Source organism: Pampinifervens navoyensis, from assembly GCF_046159715.1.
Lineage (GTDB): Bacteria > Aquificota > Aquificia > Aquificales > Aquificaceae > Pampinifervens.
Genome location: NZ_JBJXCT010000004.1, coordinates 103,766 through 124,388 on the forward strand (window position 1 = coordinate 103,766; position 20,623 = coordinate 124,388).

Annotated in this window: 19 protein-coding genes; 6 read left to right on the top strand and 13 right to left on the bottom strand. The window is 47.4% G+C overall.

Going from position 1 to position 20,623, the window contains the following annotated elements; translation table 11 throughout:
• Positions 1-51: 51 nt before the first annotated feature.
• Positions 52-483, top strand: coding sequence for an Hsp20/alpha crystallin family protein (locus ACKRDP_RS04500; RefSeq protein ID WP_409153556.1), 432 nt, complete (start codon positions 52-54; stop codon positions 481-483).
• On the opposite strand, the gene murA is transcribed toward ACKRDP_RS04500, so the two are convergent.
• Genes murA through ACKRDP_RS04530 form a run of 6 tightly spaced genes read right to left on the bottom strand, consistent with a single transcriptional unit; the run spans position 480 to position 4,147 of the window.
• Positions 480-1,766 (bottom strand): UDP-N-acetylglucosamine 1-carboxyvinyltransferase, encoded by a 1,287-nt coding sequence (gene murA, locus ACKRDP_RS04505; protein ID WP_409153557.1) that lies wholly within the window; start codon positions 1,764-1,766, stop codon positions 480-482. The genes ACKRDP_RS04500 and murA overlap by 4 nt on opposite strands.
• A complete protein-coding gene (locus tag ACKRDP_RS04510; RefSeq protein ID WP_409153558.1) occupies positions 1,738-1,914 on the bottom strand; it encodes a hypothetical protein in 177 nt (58 codons plus the stop codon). The genes murA and ACKRDP_RS04510 overlap by 29 nt, the downstream gene beginning before the upstream one ends.
• The gene (locus tag ACKRDP_RS04515) at positions 1,911-2,210 is read right to left on the bottom strand and encodes an Lrp/AsnC family transcriptional regulator (RefSeq protein ID WP_409153559.1); all 300 of its coding nucleotides are present in this window, start codon (positions 2,208-2,210) and stop codon (positions 1,911-1,913) included. Before ACKRDP_RS04515 ends, ACKRDP_RS04510 begins: the two co-directional genes overlap by 4 nt.
• Positions 2,155-3,384 (bottom strand): glutamyl-tRNA reductase, encoded by a 1,230-nt coding sequence (gene hemA / locus ACKRDP_RS04520; protein WP_409153560.1) that lies wholly within the window; start codon positions 3,382-3,384, stop codon positions 2,155-2,157. Before hemA ends, ACKRDP_RS04515 begins: the two co-directional genes overlap by 56 nt.
• Positions 3,385-3,395: 11 nt before the next feature.
• The gene (locus tag ACKRDP_RS04525; RefSeq protein WP_409153561.1) at positions 3,396-3,698 is read right to left on the bottom strand and encodes a cupin domain-containing protein; all 303 of its coding nucleotides are present in this window, start codon (positions 3,696-3,698) and stop codon (positions 3,396-3,398) included.
• 2 nt (positions 3,699-3,700) lie between these two features.
• Complete coding sequence (locus tag ACKRDP_RS04530) at positions 3,701-4,147, bottom strand: DUF4149 domain-containing protein (RefSeq protein WP_409153562.1); 447 nt, start codon at positions 4,145-4,147, stop codon at positions 3,701-3,703.
• 70 nt (positions 4,148-4,217) lie between these two features.
• Here ACKRDP_RS04530 and hisS point away from each other — a divergent pair, with 70 nt between their 5' ends.
• Positions 4,218-5,432: a histidine--tRNA ligase gene (gene hisS / locus ACKRDP_RS04535; RefSeq protein WP_409153563.1), complete on the top strand. Its 1,215-nt coding sequence runs from the start codon at positions 4,218-4,220 to the stop codon at positions 5,430-5,432.
• Here hisS and ACKRDP_RS04540 read toward each other — a convergent pair.
• The 6 genes from ACKRDP_RS04540 to ACKRDP_RS04565 are packed head-to-tail and all read right to left on the bottom strand — an operon-like array spanning position 5,416 to position 11,787.
• The gene (locus ACKRDP_RS04540; RefSeq protein ID WP_409153564.1) at positions 5,416-6,393 is read right to left on the bottom strand and encodes a sensor histidine kinase; all 978 of its coding nucleotides are present in this window, start codon (positions 6,391-6,393) and stop codon (positions 5,416-5,418) included. The two genes, hisS and ACKRDP_RS04540, sit on opposite strands and share 17 nt — an antisense overlap.
• Positions 6,383-7,030 (bottom strand): response regulator transcription factor, encoded by a 648-nt coding sequence (locus ACKRDP_RS04545; protein ID WP_409153565.1) that lies wholly within the window; start codon positions 7,028-7,030, stop codon positions 6,383-6,385. The genes ACKRDP_RS04540 and ACKRDP_RS04545 overlap by 11 nt, the downstream gene beginning before the upstream one ends.
• A 3-nt stretch (positions 7,031-7,033) precedes the next feature.
• Positions 7,034-8,368 (bottom strand): DNA repair protein RadA, encoded by a 1,335-nt coding sequence (gene radA, locus ACKRDP_RS04550; protein WP_409153566.1) that lies wholly within the window; start codon positions 8,366-8,368, stop codon positions 7,034-7,036.
• On the bottom strand, positions 8,365-10,848 hold the full coding sequence (locus ACKRDP_RS04555) for a diguanylate cyclase (protein WP_409153567.1): 2,484 nt from the start codon (positions 10,846-10,848) through the stop codon (positions 8,365-8,367). Before ACKRDP_RS04555 ends, radA begins: the two co-directional genes overlap by 4 nt.
• Before the next feature lie 11 nt (positions 10,849-10,859).
• The gene (gene infC / locus ACKRDP_RS04560) at positions 10,860-11,375 is read right to left on the bottom strand and encodes a translation initiation factor IF-3 (RefSeq protein WP_409153568.1); all 516 of its coding nucleotides are present in this window, start codon (positions 11,373-11,375) and stop codon (positions 10,860-10,862) included.
• Positions 11,362-11,787, bottom strand: a complete 426-nt coding sequence (locus tag ACKRDP_RS04565) for a hypothetical protein (protein ID WP_409153569.1) — start codon at positions 11,785-11,787, stop codon at positions 11,362-11,364. Before ACKRDP_RS04565 ends, infC begins: the two co-directional genes overlap by 14 nt.
• Before the next feature lie 82 nt (positions 11,788-11,869).
• Between ACKRDP_RS04565 and smc the strand changes: the two genes are divergently transcribed.
• Complete coding sequence (smc, locus tag ACKRDP_RS04570) at positions 11,870-15,331, top strand: chromosome segregation protein SMC (protein ID WP_409153570.1); 3,462 nt, start codon at positions 11,870-11,872, stop codon at positions 15,329-15,331.
• On the opposite strand, the gene ACKRDP_RS04575 is transcribed toward smc, so the two are convergent.
• On the bottom strand, positions 15,321-17,756 hold the full coding sequence (locus ACKRDP_RS04575) for an ATP-dependent Clp protease ATP-binding subunit (RefSeq protein ID WP_409153571.1): 2,436 nt from the start codon (positions 17,754-17,756) through the stop codon (positions 15,321-15,323). The genes smc and ACKRDP_RS04575 overlap by 11 nt on opposite strands.
• A 75-nt stretch (positions 17,757-17,831) precedes the next feature.
• On the opposite strand from ACKRDP_RS04575, the gene dnaX reads away from it, so the two are divergent.
• The 3 genes from dnaX to ACKRDP_RS04590 are packed head-to-tail and all read left to right on the top strand — an operon-like array spanning position 17,832 to position 20,620.
• Positions 17,832-19,286: a DNA polymerase III subunit gamma/tau gene (gene dnaX / locus ACKRDP_RS04580; RefSeq protein ID WP_409153572.1), complete on the top strand. Its 1,455-nt coding sequence runs from the start codon at positions 17,832-17,834 to the stop codon at positions 19,284-19,286.
• Positions 19,240-19,491, top strand: a complete 252-nt coding sequence (locus tag ACKRDP_RS04585; RefSeq protein WP_409153573.1) for a hypothetical protein — start codon at positions 19,240-19,242, stop codon at positions 19,489-19,491. Before dnaX ends, ACKRDP_RS04585 begins: the two co-directional genes overlap by 47 nt.
• Positions 19,481-20,620: an MFS transporter gene (locus tag ACKRDP_RS04590; RefSeq protein ID WP_409153574.1), complete on the top strand. Its 1,140-nt coding sequence runs from the start codon at positions 19,481-19,483 to the stop codon at positions 20,618-20,620. The genes ACKRDP_RS04585 and ACKRDP_RS04590 overlap by 11 nt, the downstream gene beginning before the upstream one ends.
• Positions 20,621-20,623: the final 3 nt, after the last annotated feature.

The window sequence follows — 20,623 nt, forward strand, 5'->3', positions numbered from 1 at the left end:
AATAAAGGACTAAAATAAATTTACAGAAAAACCTTAAAGGAGGTGGTTGCCATGAGAAGAGGACTTATGCTCTGGAGCCCTTTTGCAGAGATTGAACGCATAAGAAGGGAGTTTGACAGGCTCCTTGAGGAGCTCATGCCCAGGGAAGAGGGCGAAAGGGTCTTTGCACCCGTAGTGGATGTGTATGAGACAGACCAGGAGCTTGTGGTAAAGGCTGAACTACCTGGAGTGAAGAAGGAGAACGTGGAAGTGTCCATAAGGGACAACGCCCTGCACATAAGAGGTGAGAAGAGGGAAGAAAAGGAAGAAAAGACGGAAACCTACCACAGGGTTGAAAGGGTCTACGGAAAATTTGAGAGGGTTCTACCACTGCCAGCCGATGTGAAGGTGGAGTCCGCCAAAGCTGAGTTCAAGGACGGCGTTCTTGAGATAAGGATACCCAAGGCTGAGGGTGCAAAGGAAAAGAAGATTGAGATAGCTTAATCTTTGTGATGGGGTCCCCTCTCTATGAGGGCCCCCAGGGCTTTTAGTTTTTTTTCAAGCTTCTCATAACCTCTATCAAGGTGGTATATGTCCCTCACGAGGGTTGTTCCCTCAGCCACTAGCCCTGCAAGCACAAGGCTGGCAGAAGCCCTGAGGTCTGTAGAGTAAACCTCAGCACCGTAAAGCTTCTTCACACCTCTGACTATGGCGGTTCTGTCCCTCACATGAATATCTGCGCCCATCCTCTGAAGCTCTGCCACGTGCTGGAAACGGTTTTCAAATATGTTCTCCCTTATCTCCGATACACCATCTGCAAGGCAGCAGAGCACCATAAACTGGGCCTGCATGTCTGTGGGAAAGCCAGGGTACTCTGCGGTGGATATGCTGAGAGGCTGAATAGCCTTACCACCCCTGACCCTGAGGCTATTAAGACTCAGCAGTTCAAGCTCGGCACCCGCCTCCCTTAGTTTCTCTATCAGGCTACCCAGGTGTTCCACTCTTACGTCCTCAAGCAGAACATCTCCACCTGTCAGAAAACCGGCCACCATAAAAGTTCCTGCCTCAATCCTGTCGGGGATAACCCTGTGACTAAAACCTCTCAGATGTTCGCTCCCCCTTATCAGGGCAGTCCTGTCCTCTATATGTATCTCCACCCCCATTTTTCTCAGCACTTCCACAAGGTCCATAACCTCTGGCTCCAGGGCTATGTTTCTCAGAACGCTCCTCTTTTCACAGCCACTCAGGAACATGAGGGCATTCTCCGTGCCAGTCACCGTTATGACCTCAAAGGTGTATTCTACAGGCTTTATCTTCTTTACCTTCATATCTATGTAGCCATGTTTTACTTCTATGCTTGCCCCTGCCCTTTCAAATACTTTTAAATGCTGGTCTATGGACCTTACACCTATGGAACACCCTCCTGGCATGGATACAAGAGCCCTTCCGAACCTTGCAAGCAGGGGACCCATTACGAGGACAGAGGCTCTCATCCTCCTCACCACTTCATCGGGTGCCTCGTGGGTTTTTATGGGTTCTGGGTCCACCACCACCCTTTCCCCTTCAAACTCCACAAGGGCTCCCAGATGCCTTAGGAGCTCAAAGGTTGTTTTTGTATCAAGAAGGTCAGGCACATTTTCCAAAGTGCAGGGTTCTCTTGTAAGTATGCTTGCCATAAGTATGGGCAGGGAGGCGTTCTTTGAGCCGGATATGCTCACCTTCCCTTTCAGGGGTTTACCCCCTTCTATTACTATACATTCAGAAGTATATGATGTAGTGCTTCTCATCTTTTTTTATTATTATCTTTACCACATCTCCCTTTCCGGAGTAGAAGATTTCAACCCCGTCGTCTTCCTCCTTATGAACCGCCGGTTCTTCAGAGTATATGACCAAAATTCTTTCCGCCTCCTCCACTACCAGGGGAAAATCGTTCATATCCTCACTACCACGCAGGTAAGAGCTTCCTTCACCCCTTCCAGAGAGTGTATCTTGTTTATTACAAGCCTGCCAAGTTCATCCTGATTCTTGAGTTCTGCAAAAACTATGATATCGTAGGGACCTGTTACCACATCTGCGGTTTTTACACCTTCAAAGGTTGAGAGAGCCAGCATTATGGAAGGAATCTCCCTCGGGTCAGCCTTTATTAGCACGTATGCCTTTATGGAGTATTCGCTCTCAAGCTCCATAAGCTCTGTTATGGACATGGGATAGCCTTCGCTCTGAGTCTGCATATTCCACCTCCTGCAAGAATATTTTAACCAACTTCTCTGCAAGGGACGGGTCCTTTCTTATCTCCTCCACTGCAAGGTGAACCAGCCTTCTTACCCTGGGCTCTCTTTCCTCCACATCTTTCCATGCTTCTTTTATGTTTACTATCTCTTTCTCAACCCTGAGAAACTCCAGCCACTTCATAAACTTACTCACCTCATCCCACACGATTATCTCCCCTTTCTCCTTTTCCTTCAACCTCTCCCTCAGATTTTTCTCCGCCACCTCCTGCAGATCATCTATGTTGTAGAGAAATACCTCATCAATCTCGTTTACTTCAGGGTCCACATTTCTAGGAACGGATATGTCTATGAAGAAGATTGGCTTGTAGTTCCTTCTTCTTATTGCCTTTTTTACCATCTGATGGTCTATGACGAATTTTTTGCTGCCCGTTGAGACTATGACTATGTCAAAGTCATGAAGGTGTTCGGACAGCTCTTCAAACCTCAACACATGCCCCTGAAGCTCCTTAGCCAGCTCTACTGCCCTCTCGTAGGTTCTGTTGCTTATAAACAGATGCGCCTGCAGCTTCCTCAGATACTTGGCAGAGAGCTCAGCCATTTCCCCGGCGCCAACGAGGAGAACCTTTGTGCGTGCAAGGCTTCCGAATATTCTCTTGGCTAGCTCCACAGCCACATAGCTTACCGATACTGCATTTCTGCTTATTCCCGTCTCTGTCCGGACCCGCTTGGCAGTTCTGAGAGCCTTTTCATATAGCCTGTTCAGGACCTTCCCAGTGCAGTGGAGCTCTCTGGCTACTCTGTATGCCTCTTTGAACTGGCTGACTATCTGAGTTTCCCCAACCACCATGGACTCAAGCCCGCTTGCAACCTTAAAGACATGCGCAACCGCCAGACCATCTTCAAGGAAGAAGGAATTTTTCCGCAGCCTTGTGTCCACACCTTTGAGCTGGAGAAGTTCAAGCACGAGCCTGTTCATAGGCTCGTAGTCTTCAGCAACAGTGTAAACCTCTACCCTGTTACAGGTGGAGAGAAGTATTATCTCCCTTATACCCCTTATGGTTTTGAGGGGTGGCAAAAGATAATAGGCATCTTCCCTGCTACAGGCGAGGAGCTCCCTCTGCTCCACGGGGGCAGTTTTGAAGTTTACACCCCAGACAAATATGCGATACATCATGTATAAATATATCACACCACAATAGCCACAACCACCATATCCTCCACGGCCTGAAAACCATGAGGCTCATTGGGTTCGTAGAGGAGAGCTTCTCCCTTTCCAAGTCTTTCCCTCTTTTCTTCCGACCCCACAAAAAAGTCTCCTTCACCCTGAAGCACGAGGGTGATAACTCTGTGCGGTGATGTATGAAGGTTTATCTTCTGACCAGCCTTGAGATAAAAGGCAATGCACCTTAAGTCTTCCTCCACATGAAGGGCCTTTTTTGCTGGCATGAAATCCGAAAAAACACCCTCTGCTTTCAAAAGTTTTGCCATCTTTAACCTCCAAACCTGAGTTTTACTGCAAGGTAGACTACCAAAAAACTGAGGAGCAGGTTTATAAAGCCAAGAAGTCTCGCCAGACCTCTATGAAAGGCGGAGCCTGCAGACTTTGGTCCAAAGTAAAGGTCATGAACTAGTGAGACTACAACTATGAAAAAAAAGACTATCAGCTTGTGCATAAGAGTCCTGGTGTAAGGGTTTGAAAGGTCAAGGAGGCCTGAAAAGCCCAGTATGTAATGTATGTTCAAGAGCCCTGTAAGAAAAAGAAGGGAAAGTGAACCCAGTGTTCCATACAGGCTGAAACGTCTGCCCACCTCCTGAAAGGCCTGGTCTCTTATGGGAAGTTTTCTCACAAAGGGAGCTAGAACAAGAACCAGGAAGAGCATCCCACCCACCCACAGGGATGCAAGGACTATGTGAAGGAAAAGCACAAGCTCTTTCATAGTAAATCTTTACTTATATTCTAAGCCAAAACTGTAGAGTGTCAACCCTGGAGGACTATAATTAATCTCTATGCCTGAGTTTCAGGGTGTAAGAGGCTTCCATGACCTTTATGGAGAGGAGCTTAAAAAGTTCAGATACCTTTCTGACTTCATAAGAGAAAAGTTGAGGCTGTATAACTTTGAGGAAATAGTGCTTCCAGTTGTGGAATACCTTGAAGTTTTCCAGAGGAGCATAGGTGAGGTTACGGACATAGTGCAGAAGGAGATGTTTGTCTTTCAGGACAGGAAAGGAAGATGGCTTGCCCTCAGGCCAGAGGGCACAGCTGGTGCGGTCAGAGCCTTTGTCCAGAACAAGCTATATGCACTAAAACCCTACGTAAAACTCTTCTACGAGGGGCCCATGTTCCGCTACGAGCGTCCACAGGCAGGGAGATACAGGCAGTTTCATCAGCTCGGTGCTGAAGTTTTTGGAAGTCTGGAGCCTGTGGTGGATGCCGAGCTCATACAGCTCCTTTATGAGATACTCTCTGAGCTCGGTGTGAGGGTTGTGATAGAGATAAACTCCATAGGTTGTAGGGTCTGCAGACCAGCCTACAGGCAGGCACTCACGGAGTTTCTCAATGGTGTAGAGGGCCATCTCTGTGAGGTATGCCTTGACAGAAAGGACAGGAACCCCCTCAGGGTTCTAGACTGCAAGGTGCCCACCTGCAAAGAGGCGGTGATAGATGCACCCAAGATGGTGGACTTTCTCTGTGATGAGTGCAGAGAGCATTACTCAAGCCTCAAAGAATACCTCAACTCCCTTTCCATTCCCTACAGGGAGAATCCAAACCTTGTCAGAGGCCTTGATTACTACACAAAGACTGTCTTTGAGGCTGTTTCTGAGGAGCTCGGTATTACTGTGGTGGCGGGCGGCAGATACGATTATCTTGTGGAAGAGTTTGGTGGTCCACCCACTCCGGCAATTGGCTTTGCTGTTGGGCTGGAGAGGCTTTCCATGCTTGTTAAAAACTCCCCCTCAGAAGACCCTCTCTATCTGGTCATACCCTTTGGTAATGTGCTTGATTATGCCCTTCAGGTGGCGAAGGCTCTCAGGGGGGAAGGCAAAAGGGTTGAGTTCTCCTACAGAAAGGGAGGCCTCAAAAAGCAGCTTGAACTTGCCAACAGGCTGGGAGCAAACTACGCTGTGATAGTTGGTGAGGAAGAGAAGTCTGGGGGCTTTTACACACTCAAGGATATGGATTCTGGGAATCAAGTCAGGGTGGAATTTACTCCCGCTTTTTGAACTGTATAAAGGCGGTGTAGTGCTTCCTGAGGCTTATCTTCAGCCTAAAGCCGTATTTTTCAAGTATCCTGCGTGTGAGCTCAACACCAAGCCCCATACCATGATTTTCAACAGGGCTCATATCGTTTCTTACCACAAGAAGGTCCCTTCTGCTGCATGTTTTTATGTGCACGAACCCTCTTGAGTGCTTTATGGCATTGCCTATAAGGTTATACAGCACATCCTGAAGGTCTTCTCTGTTCATACGCACATAGAGGTCTCTGACTTTCAGGATTAGCCTTTTGCCTTCTTTTTCCTCTTCAAAAAAGTTGAGGATTTCCTCTACAAGCTCCTTTAAGTTAAGGAGTTGCCTTTTGTCAACTCTGTCCTCCATCACCGGGTTTATAAAGAGGCTGAGCTCCCTCTGAACCTTTTCCAGGCTCTTTTCTAACCTTTTAAGGTTCTGGTCTTCTGGATGGGATTTTTTAAGTATTGCGAGCAGAACCCTCTGGGTTGCCAGAAAATTTCCAAGCCTGTGTGCAAGAGAGAGCAAGAGCCCCTTAATCCACTCTTCCTTTTCTCTGAGCCTTGTAAGGTAGCCCTCCACCACCCTCTGGTAGAGAAAAACTAGCGTGAAAACAAGGAAAAATTCCAAAAAAAGAAGCCTCTTTACAAGGCTGTCAGTTCTCTCCTTGAGGAATTCCTCCCTGACCCCAACCCTTATGGTCCTCAGGGGATTGGTGGGGTCCTCAAAGATGTAAATTCTGTGCTGGCTTCCTTCCGGCGGATTTATGAGAAAGTCTTCGTCGCCCCTGTGCTGTGGGTTTTGAAGATAGTTAAGAAAGTGCTGGTAGGCAATCCTGTAAAGGCTCTCCTCACCCAGCCTTTTGAGTTCAAGAAAAACCACCAGATTTATCAGGCTTAAACCGGCAACAAGAAGCAGAGAAAGAGAAAAGTAAAGCCAGAACTTCTCAGCCTTCAACCCTGTATCCCCTTCCCTTCTGAGAGGTTATAAAGCCCTCAGGCAGAAGCCTCCTGAGGTTTTTTATGTGAGCCCGGACCACCTCATCCCCAACTGGCTCATCTCCCCACACATAGTTGAGAAGCTCTTCTGTGGAGACAAACCTTCCCCTGTTTTCCACCAGATGCTTAAGAAGAAGCCACTCTTTTCTGCCAAGTCTTATTTCTCTGCTCTCGACCCATACTCTGCCCGCTTGAAGGTCTATTTCAACCCCTCCCAGCTTCAGCCTTTCATCCCTTACAACCCTTCTGTGTAGAGCCCTGAGCCTGAGTAGAAGCTCCCTGGGTTCAAAGGGTTTTGTCAGATAATCATCCGCACCCAGAGAAAAGCATCTTTCTTTGTCCTCAAGCCTTCCCTTTGCTGTCAGAATAAGCACGGAGGTTTTATCTCCCTTCTCTCTAAGTCCTCTCAGAAGCTGCTCTCCGCTCACATGGGGCATCATCAGGTCAAGCACTATAACATCGTAGGAAGACACCTGAAGAAGGTCAAAAAACTCCCTGCTGTCGTATATCCAGTCCACCACAAAGCCTTCTGACCCTAAGTATTCTTTAAGAGACTCCCCCAGTAGTCTGTCATCCTCCACAAGAAGCACCTTCACAGTCTAAATTATAAACTCAAGGGCCTCCTTTATATGCCTCACACCAGCCACTTCCATACCCTCCACTTCTATACTGCAGCCCGCTGGAATTATGGCCTTTTTAAAACCGAATCTGAGCCCTTCCCTGAGTCTTTCCTGTGCAAAATGGATTGACCTGACCTCTCCAGAGAGACCCAGCTCTCCAAAAACGAGCACATCACCCACAGGTTTTTCCTTTACTGAGCTTACCACTGCAAGGGCAACCGCCAGGTCTACCGCTGGCTCTTCCACCCTCACACCACCCACTATGTTCACGAACACATCCCTGTCTCTTGTAAACACCTTTGCTTCCTTTTCAAGCACTGCAAGTATGAGAGATAGCCTGTTAGGGTCAAATCCCTGGGTTCTTCTCTGGGGAGTGGTATATAGCGCCTGTATGGTGAGAGCCTGAACCTCCAGAAGCACGGGCTTGCTACCCTCCGTATGCGGGAATATAACGCTCCCCGAGGATCCAGCCCTTTCCTGAAGGAAAAAGGCTGAAGGCTCTGGCACCTCCTCAAGCCCCGACCCAGACATCTTGAATACGGCCACAGTGCCTGAAGCGCCGAAACGATTCTTTACCACCTTCACCACCCTGTAGAAGTTAAACCTCTCTCCTTCAAAGTAGAGCACCGTATCCACTATGTGCTCCAGCACCTTTGGACCAGCAAGCACGCCCTCTTTGTTCACCTGACCCACGAGGAAAAGGGGAATGTTGAGGAGCTTACAGGCTTCTGATAGCCTGAAGGCACACTCCCTGACCTGTGCCACAGAGCCCGGAGAAGATTCAAGGTTTGAGCTGTAAAGTGTCTGCACCGAATCTACTACAAGAAGAGAAGGCTTTTCTTCCCCAAGGGTTTCAATAATAGTCTCAAGGTTCGTCTCCGGAAAGACAAGGAGGCTCTCTGAGCCAACCCCGAGCCTTTTTGCCCTTACTGCAATCTGTGAGGGTGATTCCTCACCGGAGATGTAGAGAACCGGTCCGTAGATTCTTGAAAACTCTTCACATACCTGTAGAAGTAGCGTGGACTTGCCTATCCCTGGCTCACCCGCAAGAAGTATGACCTGTCCCTTTACCAGTCCACCACCCAGTGCCTGGTCAAGACCCGAGAAACCAGTGCTGAGTCTGAAGCTTTCCTCCCCTTCCCAGCGGAAGAGGGGTTTTGGATGATGCTTTTTTTCTAGAACTCTGGCAAGGCCCTTTACTTCCACCTCTTCCACCATTGAATTCCAGGCACCGCAACCAGGACACTTCCCGAGCCATCTTGAGCTTGAATATCCACACTCCTGGCATACGAAGAGGTTTTTTACCTTTTTCATGGAATTACTCTGTCCCTGCCCTCCATCTTTGCCATGTATAACTTGCCGTCCGCAACCTTTATGAGCTCGTCCACATCTTCACCATTGTCGGGAAATGTAGCCACTCCAAAGCTGGCACTGATGCTTACAGGCTTTAATCCTTCGGCGTAGACCACGCTTCTTTTTATGGCTTCTCTTATCCTGTTTGCCACTGCGACTGCGTCGGCCCTTGATGCGTCGGGAAGGATAACTATAAACTCCTCACCCCCCCACCTGCCTGCTATGTCCATACTTCTTATACTCCTCGTCAGCACCTCAGAAAAGGTCTTGAGACATAAGTCTCCCGTCTGATGCCCATATGTGTCATTTATTTTTTTAAAGTGGTCAAGGTCTATTAGAAGTATAGCTAAGGAACTCCTGTTTCTTTTTGCCTTTTCCAGTTCTTTTTGTAGAAACTCTGTTACAAACCTCCTGTTATAGAGATTGGTAAGAGGGTCTCTTATGGAGAGTTCCCTGTTTATTTCTATTAGTCTCAGGTTTGATAGGAAGGGTGTAAAGGTATTAACGAGGTTTTCTATAAACTCTACCTTTTCCTTATCAAAAAAGTTTTCCTTCCGAGATATCATACTTAAAAGAGCTATTGTCCTTCCTCCAGATACCACAGACATACACATATAAGAACCATAAATGGACTTGAAAGAAGGACATGAATACGCTTCTCTGTCCCTTACAAGGAAGGGCTGAGTGCTCTGAAAGACCTTACACAGGGAAGGGTCCTGACCTTCCTCAAGACACTCTGTGTATTCTCTGTTTCCATAGATAATTCTGTCAACTACCCTGTTCAGTGAGGGATTAATCCTATATACAGCAAACGTGTCCACTCCTGAAATTTTTACAAGCATGTGTGCAAGAAGATTGTAGGCTTCGCCTTCTGAGCCACATCTGTTTAGGTTAAGGATAAAATCATGAATGCTTTCAAGTTCCCTTGTCTTTCTCTCAATTTCCTCCTCAAGTTTCAGCCTGTCTGTTATATCTCTTGCAACTATGAGTATGTAAGGTGTGCTGTTCATGTGAACCTTTGTTGCGGTTATTTCCACAGGCAGTCTGTTTCCATACATATCTTTATAATACCTCCTGCCCCTTACAACTTCATCTCTTCTCACAATTTTTTGTATGTTCTGGATTATAAACTCTGGGTCTGCATCCACTATCTGGAATATGGTCATCTGTGTAAGCTCCTCTTCCGTGTATCCAAGCTTTCTTACAGTTGCCCTGTTTGCTAGCTTTATGGTCCCGCTATCCGCTTCGTATACGATAATCATATCTTCTGTAGAATTCATAATCCTCCTGTAGTTGTCAAGCTCTCTTGCTATGGTTTTGTGGGACAGTGTTTCCTGAGTTATGTCTCTGAGCATCAGTTTTATCCTTCCTCTAATCTTCTGGGACTCTACAAAAAGATAGCTGGCAGAGATTTCATAGGTCTTGTCCTTCAATGCAAACCTGTATTTTTCGGCTTTTCTCTCTCTCAATAATCTTGAATACACATAAGACCAATCCTTATCTGGGACAACTTCCGTAATATCATGGTCTATTAGATTACCAAAAAGTTCCACAGCCTTTGCGTTCATCCAGACTATTACCTGGTTTGAAAAGATGTCAAGAACTTCAAAGGTAGGCTCGGGAAGAAGATTTAAAACATCCTTTGCGTGTCTGAGCTTTGTCTCAAGAAACTTCCAGTATCCTTCGTAGGCATTCCTCGCTATATCCCTGTTGCTTATTACTCCTACGGCGTAACCCTTACTATCCACCACCACAAGCCTTCTTATGTTTTTCTCCTCCATTATCTTGAGGGCAAGCTCTGCCGGAGCGTCCTCGTCTATAGTTATCACAGGTTTACTCATGTATAACCTTACGGGGGCAGAAAGGTCTATACGGTCAAACAGCTTTACAATGTCCCTCTCGGTTATTACACCTGCCGGCATACCGCCTATCAGCACGGGTAGAGCTCCTATGTTCTTTTCCTTCATAAGCTTGAGGCACTCAAGGAGATTTGTATTTTCTCCAACCCATACCAGCTCCTTATCCAGAAGAAGGTCTCTGACCTTCATTCTTCTTTTGAAAAAGTCCTCCTCCAGATGGCTCAGCACCTTCTCCATTGTAACAGTTCCCATAAACCTGCCTTCGCTGTCTACAACCACAAGCCTTCTTATGCCGTTCTCTACCATAAGACTGAGGGCGTAATAAATGTCTCTGTATTCTCTTACCGAAATCAGGCTCTTTGAAGCGAATTTGAGAGCATTTTCTTCAAGGGATACACTCTCTGTGATTAACCTTAGAAGGTCCCTTTCTGTTATTATCCCTATGGGAACTTCTTTTTTCATGAGAAGCACATAGCCCTTTCCTCCCTCCCTCATTTTTTCAAAGGCAGTTTTCAACGTGCATTCAGAAGGACACACTGGTTCTTCACTTTCAATTATGTCCGCCACTCTGAGACTGAGCATGAATAAAAAATTTATCTCTTTTTAGGCAGAAGTGAAAAGATTAAAAAATTTCCCTCCTTCTTTATAGAGGATTCAAGCTGCCCAACGTCTGAAAGCTCTTCCACTATTCTGTTTGCCAGCTTGTCGCCCAGCTCTGGATGAAGATGTTCCCTGCCCCTGAACCTTATCCTTACCCTCACCTTGTCTCCATCCATAAGAAATTCCCTCATGTGCTTGAGCTTTACCTTCAGGTCATGCTCGTCAATCCTCACAGATAGCATCATGTCTTTGACTTCAATGGCGTGTTCCCTCTGCTTTTTCTTCGCTTCCTTTTCCTTCTTCTTGAGCTCGTAGAGAAACTTCCCGTAGTCAAGTATCTTACACACAGGGGGGTTTGCCTGAGGGGCCACTTCAACCAGGTCAAGTCCTTTTTCACTGGCTATCCTCAGAGCTTCCTGAATTGGAATTATGCCTAACTGCTTTCCATTTTCATCTATGAGCCTTACCTCCTTTGCCCTTATCTGCCTGTTTACCCTATATTCCTGCAAGACCACCTCCTTTAAGTTGTTTTATAAGCACATAGAGAGAAAGCAGGAAATTCATAAAAAGAATCACAGTTGAAAGCATGGAAACCCTTCTGAAGAGGACCCTTCTTGGCTCGTTGTAATCAAGAAGGTCTATGTCCCCCAGCTTTCTCTTGTAGTTTTTTAGCCAGTATGAGATGCCCACGTTTAGCCCAAGACCCAGCATGAGAAGTAGAGCGTAGACCTTTGCATCACCTAAGATAAGATACAACAAAAGCAGTAAAAAAGCAAGTTTGTAAAACCTCCAGAGCAATCTCCCATAAAGACTTCCTGCAAAGTCCTTATTCCTCTCAGCTCTCAGAAGCACTGGCGCAACTAAGAAGACTAAAGCAAAGAGAGAACCGCAATACAGAGCTATCAGAATTTCAGAAGCCATTCTTCCCTTTTACTTTGCTCTGAGACCCTTGCTGTGTTTTTAACTTTTCCTAACATAACTGTTTAAATTATACTATTACTCTGTGAAAGCCTGGATAGAAAAAATAACCTTAGAGGGGTTCAAATCTTACGGAAAGGAGAGGGTAGAAATACCACTGGGACAGGGCTTCATAGGCGTTGTGGGTCCTAATGGTGCAGGCAAGTCCAACATAGGCGATGCCATATCCTTTGCCCTTGGTATAGCCACTGCAAAGACCCTGAGGGCAAGGAATCTCTCCTATCTCATATACTCAAAAGACTCTGACAGGGCAGAATACGCCTATGTGGAGGTTCACTTCAAAAACCACGGACTCTTCCCCCTTCAGGATGAGGACATAGTCATATCAAGAAAGGTCTATCAGGATGGAAGGACGGTTTTCCGGATAAACGGGGCGGTTGTCAGAGAGAAGGACCTTATGGATTTCCTCTCTAAGGCAGGCATATACGAGAATGCCTACAATGTGGTGCTTCAGGGGGATATAGTCAGGTTCTTAAAGATGACGCCAGTGGAGAGGAGGAAGCTTCTTGAAGAGATTGCAGGGATTGAGGAGTATGAGGAGAAAAAGCAGAGAGCGCTTGCAGACCTGGGAGAGGTGGAGCTGAAGCTCAGAGAGCTAAGGCTTCTTATGGATGAAATGGAAGTGCAAATGGAAAAGCTAAGAGAGGAGCTCAAAAGGCTTAACCTCTACAGGGAGCTGGAGGAAAAGAGAAGGAGCATTGACATACGGCTCACCCTCAAAACTGCTTATGAGCTGAAAAAGTCGGTGAATGAGGTATCCGAAAAAATATCCTCAAAAGAGGAGGAACTCCAGAGGCTGAGAGAGCGGATAAAAGCATACGAGGAGAGGCTCCTGCATGTGGAGAAGGAGCTAAAAGATGTGAGTGAGAACCTCTTTCCTTTCAGGGAGAAGGTAGGAAGGCTCTCTCAGTCTATAGAGAACATGGGTCAGAGCCTAGAAAAGCATGAAAGAAGGATTGATAACCTCCGGAAGGATATTTTCTCCACACAGGAGCAAATAGCTTCACTTGAGAGGCAAAAAGAGATACTTCTAAGGGAAGAGGAAAATCTGCTCAGAGCGATTGAAGGGGAGGAAGTGGAGCTTCTTGGCACAGAAGAATCTGCAAACCTGCTCTGGAAAAGCATAAAGGAAAGGGAGGAAAGCCTGAAGGTTTCCCTTGAGGAGATGGAAAGGACGGAGGAAAAGCTCAGGGAACTCAGCACATCGCTGGAGGAGGCAAGGAAAGAGCTTTCAAGAATGGAGCTCAAGCTCAGAGAACTGGAGCTCAAAAAAGAAAGGGTAAAGGAGGATATGGAAAGGCTCAGAGAAGAGGAGAGAAAGATAAAGGCAAACATGGGGGAATCTCTCATGAAAAGGGAAAACTACCAGAAAATGCTGAAAGAGGAGGAAAGGTCCATAAGGGTAAAAAAGGAAGAATACCAGAGGCTGGAAGAGAGGCTCAAAAAGATAAGGCAGGAAAAGGAGGAGGTTCTCAAAGAAATTGCAATGCTGAAGGGCAGGCTTCAGAGCATGCCGCCCGAAGAGCTTCCCTTTGAAGGCATAGAGGGTGTTTATGGGAGAGCGTCTGGTCTCATAAAGGTGAGAGACCTTGAATACCTCAGGGCGGTTGAGGTCGCTGGGGGTGGAAGGCTCTCCTACATAGTGGTGCAGGATGAAGATGTGGCAAAGAGGTGCATACAGAGGCTCAAAGAACTTAAATGGGGGAGGCTTAACTTCATACCACTGAGCAGAATAAGGGAAACAAACCTTCCTCCCTATCCACCAAGGCATAGGGGTGTGATAGACTTTATAGTGAACCTCCTTGAGTATGAGAAGAGGTTCGAGAAAGCCATACGCTTTATCTTTGGGGACACGCTCCTTGTGGACGGCTTTGACACTGCCAGGGGCCTGGGGAACTCCTACAGAATGGTAACCCTTGATGGGGAGCTTTTTGAAAAGAGCGGTGTTATCAGTGGTGGACACAGCGAGGAGAGGGGTGAGCTGGGAAGAGGTTTTTATCTTGAAGAGCTCAACAGGCTTCTCCAGCTTGAAGAAAAGCTAAGGGAAGAGGAAGCTAAGGAAGAAAAGCTCCTGAAAATGCTCAGAGATGAACTGCTTGAAAAGGAAAGTGTCATAGCCATACTTCGCAGAAGGCTGGAGGAGGTGGAAGAGACAGACAGGTCTGGATACGAAAGGCTAAAAGACATACAGGAGAAGTTGCAGAAGGCTGAAGAGTATGTGCATATACTTGAAGGAGAAAAGGAGGAAACAAAGAAAAAAACCTTATCCCTGAAGGAAGATATATCCTACCTTGAGGAAAAGCTGGAAAACCTCAGCATAAAGAGGCAGTCAGTGCTTCTTCATTACAGAGAGTCCGGCGTGGAGGACCTGAGGCGCGAATACGAAAAAGAGAAGCAGAAGATGGAGAAGCTCAGAGAATCCATACACTCCCATCAGTTAAAGCTGAGAGAGCTTCAGATAGAGAAGGAGAGCCTTCAGAAGGAGATTGGGAGAAAGCTTGCCTTTGTTGAAAGCGCTCAGGATGAGATTGAGAAGTTAGGTCTTGAACTGGAGGAACTCCGCAAAGAAAGGCAACAGCTGGAGGAAGAGCTAAAGCATGTGAATATGCAGGCCTATGAGCTATACAGGAAAAAAGACAGGCTTGAGGAGGAGCACAGAAGCCTTCAGTCAGAGCTTGGAAGGCTCAGGTTTCAGGAAGAATCTCTCAAAGAGGAACTTCACAGGCTCTGGCTTGAGAGGGCAAAGCTTGAAGAGAGATACAAGGAGAGCCTCAGCAGGCTAAGAGAGCTTGGCTATGAGGGGGAGGTGGTGGAGATAAAAGAGGGCTCCGGAAGGCTCAGAGAGGAGCTTTCAAAGGTGATAAAGGAGCTATCTTCCCTTGGTAGCGTAAACTTCAAGGCTGAGGAAGAATACAGGGAATATGAGGAAAGGCACTCAGATTATCAGGAGCGATACAGAAGGTTAAAGGAAGAAAAGGAGTCCATAAAGGAGCTCATACAGGAAGTAGAGACAAAGAAGCTCAGAGCTTTTATGGAGACCTTTCAGGCGGTTGACAGAAATCTCAGAAGAATTTTCTCAGAGCTCTCACCCGGTGGTAAGGCATACATGGTGCTTGAAAGGGAAGATGACCCGCTTTCCGGGGGTGTAAGCCTGGTGGTAAAGCCCAGAGGCAAGGAGGTGCAATACCTGGAGGCTATATCAGGTGGAGAAAAAACCCTTGCTGCCCTGTCCCTCATATTCGCCATACAGGATTACAGACCATCACCCTTTTACTACTTTGATGAGGTGGATGCACACCTTGATGAGGCCAACGCAAGAAGGGTGGGAGAGCTCTTGAAGGAGAGGTCAAAAGGTGCTCAGTTTATTGTGGTTACACTGAGAGAGGTACTCGCCAGCTTTGCAGACAGGGTAATAGGTGTAAGCGGAAGAGGGGGGCTATCCAGGGTCTTTACCCTGGAAAACCCGGCTGAGCTCCTCACTGGTTAAAAATCGCCTCCAGCTTCTCCTTCTTCTTCACCGGCTTTATGTAGGGCTTATCTTCCTTGACCCTTATCTCCACGAGCTCCACATCTGCGAGAGTTCCCTTCAGTAGCTCCTCCGCCAGAAGGTCTTCCACATGGTGCTGAAGTGCTCTTTTCAGACTTCTTGCACCGTATTCTGGCTTGTATTCCCTGTCTATTATCCAGTCTACAAAACTCTTGTGTAGCCTTACCTTTACATTCCACTCATGAAGGCTTCTGTTTACCTGTTCAAGCTGAAGCTCAAGTATCTTTACCACATCCTCCTTCTCGAGCGGTCTGTATACTATGACTTCATCGAGCCTGTTGAGAAACTCGGGGCTGAAGCTCTTCTTTACCTGGTCAAGCACATTCTTTTTCATCTGCTCGTAGTCTATCATGCCAAACTTCTTCTCAAAGCCCATCTGAGAGCCGTGGGCAATAAGCCTTGCACCCAGGTTGGAGGTCATTATGATTATGGTGTTGGCAAAATCCACCGTTCTTCCCATGGCATCGGTAAGCCTTCCGTCGTCAAATATCTGGAGGAATATGTTGAAAACGTCGGGATGAGCCTTTTCTATTTCATCAAAAAGAAGCACCGAGTAGGGCCTTCTTCTTACCTTCTCCGTGAGCTGTCCGCCCTCTTCGTAGCCCACATATCCCGGGGGTGCACCCACCAGCCTTGAGACTGTATGCTTTTCCATGTATTCGGACATATCAAACCTGACAAGGGCCTCTTCAGAACCAAAGAGATACTCTGCAAGAGCCTTGGCAGTTTCAGTCTTTCCCACTCCCGTGGGTCCAAGGAAGAGGAATACACCTATGGGCCTGTGTCTGCCCTTGAGTCCAACCCTTGACCTTCTTATGGCTCTTGCTACAGCCTTTATGGCATCATCTTGCCCTATCACCCTCTTGTGAAGCTCTTCCTCTATATGCAGTAGCTTTTCCATATCGTTCTCATGTATCCTCTTTACTGGTATACCCGTCCACCTTGCCACCACCTCTGCCACATCCTCCTCTGTTACCTTAGGCCTGTTGGCAGCCATTTCCTGTTTCCACTTGGCTTTGAGGCTTTCAAGTTTTGCTCTTAGCCTGAGCTCTTCGTCTCTGAGCCTTGCAGCCTTTTCGTAATCCTGCTCGCTTGCTGCCTCCTCCTTCTTCTCCTCAATCTCCTTTATCTTCTCCTCTATGTCCCTTAAATCAGGCGGCAACTGGTATGCTCTGAGCTTTACAAGAGAACCTGCCTCATCTATCACGTCTATTGCCTTGTCTGGCAGGTTTCTCTCTGTTATGTATCTCTCAGAGAGTGTCACAGCCTTTTCTATGGCTTCAGGCTTGTATTCCACATTGTGAAACTCCTCAAACTTGGATTTAAGACCGTAAAGTATCCTTATGGTATCTTCCTGAGAGGGCTGGTCCACTATGATAGGCTGGAACCTTCTTTCCAGAGCGCCATCCTTTTCTATGTATTTCCTGTATTCGTCAAGGGTAGTAGCACCTATAACCTGTATTTCACCTCTTGCAAGGGCTGGCTTTAGCATGTTGCTGGCATCTATTGAGCCCTCTGCAGAGCCAGCTCCCACGAGAGTGTGTATCTCATCAATGAAGAGTATCACGTTGGGCGCCTTTTCCAGCTCCTTGAGTATGTTCTTGAGCCTCTCCTCAAACTGACCCCTATACTTCGTTCCAGCCACGAGGGCTGCAAGGTCAAGGGCAACAACTCTTTTGTTGAGAAGCGGGTCTGGCACCTGCTTGTAAGCTATTCTCTGGGCAAGGCCCTCCACAATGGCAGTCTTTCCAACGCCAGGGTCTCCAAGAAGAACAGGGTTGTTTTTTCTCCTTCTAACCAGTATCTGTATAACCCTTTCTATCTCCTTTTCCCTTCCTATGACAGGGTCAAGCTTGCCTTCCCTTGCCATCTGGGTAAGGTCTCTTGAAAACCTGTCAAGGTTTGGTGTGGGTGCATACTTGGTGGTCTCCTGAGGGGGCAGTTCTCCCAGTATCTGAAGAACCTCCCTTCGGACAGAGTATTCATCCAGCCCGAAGCCTCTGAGTATCCTTCCTCCAAGCCCTGTCTTTTCCCTGACTATGCCAATGAGAAGGTGCTCTGGACCCACAAACTGATGGTGGAGTATGCGGGCTTCTTCTACTGCAAACTCAAGGACTCTCTTGGCGTCTGGTGCAAAGAGTATCTCGCCTGAATGGCTCCCGCGCGTTATCTGACCCATTATGGCCTTGCGCACCTTTTCCTGGGTCAGTCCAAAGCGGGTAAGCACAAGGGAGGGAAGGTCCTCTTCCCTTATGAGCGACAGCAGTATGTGCTCGCTGCCAAGGTATGTATGGCCAAGCTCTATAGCTTCCTCCCTTGCCTGGAGGATAATCTGTCTTGCCTTTTCCGTAAATTTCTCAAACATGCTTCACACCTCTCTTATAGAATAAAGATAGGGAAGGCTGAAAGTTTTGCAAGAAGGATTATACTATTTAACAGCATGTATGTCCCTTTTGCAAGAAAATACAGACCCAGACGCTTCTCCGAGGTGGTAGGTCAGGATGTGGCAGTGCGTGTTCTCAGGAATGCGGTAAGGCTGGGCAAGCTTTCCCACGCCTATCTCTTTGCAGGTCCAAGGGGAACGGGGAAGACTACCCTTGCAAGAATACTTACAAGGGCAATAAACTGTCTTCAGCCAGAAGAGGGTGAACCCTGTGGAAGATGTGAAAACTGCCTTGCAATAGACAGAGGAAGTTTTCCAGACCTCATAGAGATAGATGCCGCCTCCAGTAGAGGAATAGATGACATAAGGGCCATAAGGGATGCAGTATCATACGCACCCATAAGGGGCAAATACAAGGTCTACATACTTGATGAAGCCCACATGCTCACCAGAGAGGCCTTCAACGCCCTTCTGAAAACCCTTGAAGAGCCACCACCAAGAACCATCTTTGTGCTGTGCACCACAGAGTATGAGAAGATAATGCCCACCATCCTCTCAAGGTGTCAAAGGCTTATATTCTCAAAGCTCAGAGAGGAAGAGATATCAGAGTATCTGAAGAGTATATGCGAGAGAGAAGATATCCAGTGTGAGGAAAAGGCTCTGATAACCATAGCAAAGATAAGCGACGGTGGTATGAGAGATGCACTTTCCCTGCTTGACCAGCTAAGCACCTACGGTGAGGGCAGGGTAAATTCTGAGGTCCTTGAGGAGTTTCTTGGTATAGTATCTCAGGAGAGGGTGAGGGATTTTCTGAGAATGCTCCTGAGCTCGGAGGTGGATTCCGCCCTTGCCTTTCTCAATGACCTGAGCCACAGGGGCTTTAACCTGCCCAGGTTCTGGGATTTTCTTGAGGAGGAGCTCAGAGGTCTTATACTCTACAAAAGCCTGAAAGAGCCAGAGAAGGTTATGGCGGTGGAGGACTTCCACAGGAGCATGGGGAACATACCGCTGAATGCCCTTCTATATGTGGAAAAGGTGCTAAACACTGCAAGGCTTGATGCAAGAAGCAGAGACTTCCTGAGAGCCTGTGAGCTTGCGGTCATAAAAACTCAGATAGTAAGGGACATAATGCCTGTGGGAGAGCTTCTGAAGTATCTGCAGAGCCCACAGAGCTCTTCTGCAGTAGTGCAGGAGCAGAGCGAAAGACAGGAAGACCCTCTCAAGTCCCTTGAGGGCAAGCTGGATACCCTTGTGATGGAGGTGCTCAGAAGGTCAAGGTATGAGTTCAAGGAGGACAGGCTTGTTTTTTACATAAGGGAGAAGGACCTTACCGAGCAGGACATGCAAAGGATAAGGTCAATAAACCCAAGGATTGACTTTGTGGTGGAAAAGGCTCAGGAAGAATCTGGTCTTCCACCCTTTGTGGAAAAGGTGAAGGACATGTTCGGTGCCAAGATAATCAGCCATGAGCAGAGAGGTAAAAGCAAGGGTGCTTCTGGTAAGGGTTCCTAAGGAGAAGATAGGGCTTTTTACATCCCTTGTAGATGGCTCTGGCAGGTATGCCATAGTGCGGACAAAGGAAAAGTCATCCGATGAGGTCTATCTTATTGCTACTCCGGACACATACAGGGGGCTTTTAGAGGTTCTGGAAAACATAGCCTCCTTTCTCCCCGAGGTCAGAATTCTGTGTGAGGTAGAGCACATAGATGTGGGATAAGGGGAAGGCTTACAGGTTCATATTTCTCATGGGTCTTGTGAGCCTTCTTTCCGACTTTACCTACGAGGGGGCAAGAGGCATCATCGGTCCGTATCTTGCCTTTCTTGGTGCCTCCGCCCTCTGGGTAAGCCTTGTATCTGGACTTGCTGAGCTACTGGGATACTGGGTGAGACTCCTTTCTGGTCTTGTCTCCGACAGGCTGAAAAGTTACTGGGCTTTTACCCTTGTGGGCTACGCTCTGAATCTTTTTGCAGTTCCGCTTCTTGGATTTGCGTTGAGCTGGCAGAGCGCAAGCCTTCTTCTCTTTCTTGAAAGGGCTGGCAAGGGTCTGAGGACCCCATCAAGGGATGCCCTGCTCTCAAGGGCAACTCAGGTGGTGGGTCATGGCAGGGGCTTTGGGCTTCATGAGTTTCTCGACCAGCTGGGTGCGGTTCTGGGTCCTGTCTGTGTTGCACTTGTCCTCTTCCTTGGGCTTAGCTACAGAAGCGCCTTTGTCCTTCTCTTCTTGCCGGCAACGCTTGCCATGCTTTTGCTCCTCATAGCCAGAAGGTCACAGGTTGATAGAGCTGAATTCAAAGGGACCTCGTGGCAGAAGGGCTCTCTGAGTAAGAATTTTTACCTTTACATGCTTGCTTCGTGTCTTGTATCTATGAGCTTTTTACAGTTTCCACTTATTGGCTTTCACCTCTCTCAGAGGTTAAATTTTAACGGCTGGGAGGTTGCCCTTCTCTTTGCCTTAGCCATGGGAGTTGATGCCCTCTCTGCCCTTTTCTTTGGTTTTCTCTACGACAGGATTGGCTTTACTTCTCTACTTCTGGGGCTATCTGTGGGAATTTTCTCTCCCATTTTCATCTTCCTTACAGGCCAGCCTGTGATTGCTGTAATTTTGTGGGGCATAAGCCTCGGCGTTCAGGAGTCCATAATGAGGTCTGCAGTTGCAGAGCTCTCTTCTGAAGGTGCAAGGGGAAGGGCTTACGGTCTTTTCCACTTTTTCTACGGCCTTTCCGCCTTTCTCGGTGGTGCACTGATGGGTATGCTATACGAGTTTTCCTTACAGATTCTTGTGCTGTATTCAATCCTGCTCCATCTTCTGGCCCTCGGGCTTCTATTCAGGCTAAGGCTGTCTTAAAAT

Coding starts and splice junctions, on each gene's coding strand:
- ACKRDP_RS04500 (WP_409153556.1), top strand. CDS start 52: ATGAGAAGAGGACTTATGCTCTGGAGCCCTTTTGCAGAGATTGAACGC.
- murA (WP_409153557.1), bottom strand. CDS start 1,766: ATGAGAAGCACTACATCATATACTTCTGAATGTATAGTAATAGAAGGG.
- ACKRDP_RS04510 (WP_409153558.1), bottom strand. CDS start 1,914: ATGAACGATTTTCCCCTGGTAGTGGAGGAGGCGGAAAGAATTTTGGTC.
- ACKRDP_RS04515 (WP_409153559.1), bottom strand. CDS start 2,210: ATGCAGACTCAGAGCGAAGGCTATCCCATGTCCATAACAGAGCTTATG.
- hemA (WP_409153560.1), bottom strand. CDS start 3,384: ATGATGTATCGCATATTTGTCTGGGGTGTAAACTTCAAAACTGCCCCC.
- ACKRDP_RS04525 (WP_409153561.1), bottom strand. CDS start 3,698: ATGGCAAAACTTTTGAAAGCAGAGGGTGTTTTTTCGGATTTCATGCCA.
- ACKRDP_RS04530 (WP_409153562.1), bottom strand. CDS start 4,147: ATGAAAGAGCTTGTGCTTTTCCTTCACATAGTCCTTGCATCCCTGTGG.
- hisS (WP_409153563.1), top strand. CDS start 4,218: ATGCCTGAGTTTCAGGGTGTAAGAGGCTTCCATGACCTTTATGGAGAG.
- radA (WP_409153566.1), bottom strand. CDS start 8,368: ATGAAAAAGGTAAAAAACCTCTTCGTATGCCAGGAGTGTGGATATTCA.
- ACKRDP_RS04555 (WP_409153567.1), bottom strand. CDS start 10,848: ATGCTCAGTCTCAGAGTGGCGGACATAATTGAAAGTGAAGAACCAGTG.
- ACKRDP_RS04565 (WP_409153569.1), bottom strand. CDS start 11,787: ATGGCTTCTGAAATTCTGATAGCTCTGTATTGCGGTTCTCTCTTTGCT.
- ACKRDP_RS04575 (WP_409153571.1), bottom strand. CDS start 17,756: ATGTTTGAGAAATTTACGGAAAAGGCAAGACAGATTATCCTCCAGGCA.
- dnaX (WP_409153572.1), top strand. CDS start 17,832: ATGTATGTCCCTTTTGCAAGAAAATACAGACCCAGACGCTTCTCCGAG.
- ACKRDP_RS04585 (WP_409153573.1), top strand. CDS start 19,240: ATGAGCAGAGAGGTAAAAGCAAGGGTGCTTCTGGTAAGGGTTCCTAAG.
- ACKRDP_RS04590 (WP_409153574.1), top strand. CDS start 19,481: ATGTGGGATAAGGGGAAGGCTTACAGGTTCATATTTCTCATGGGTCTT.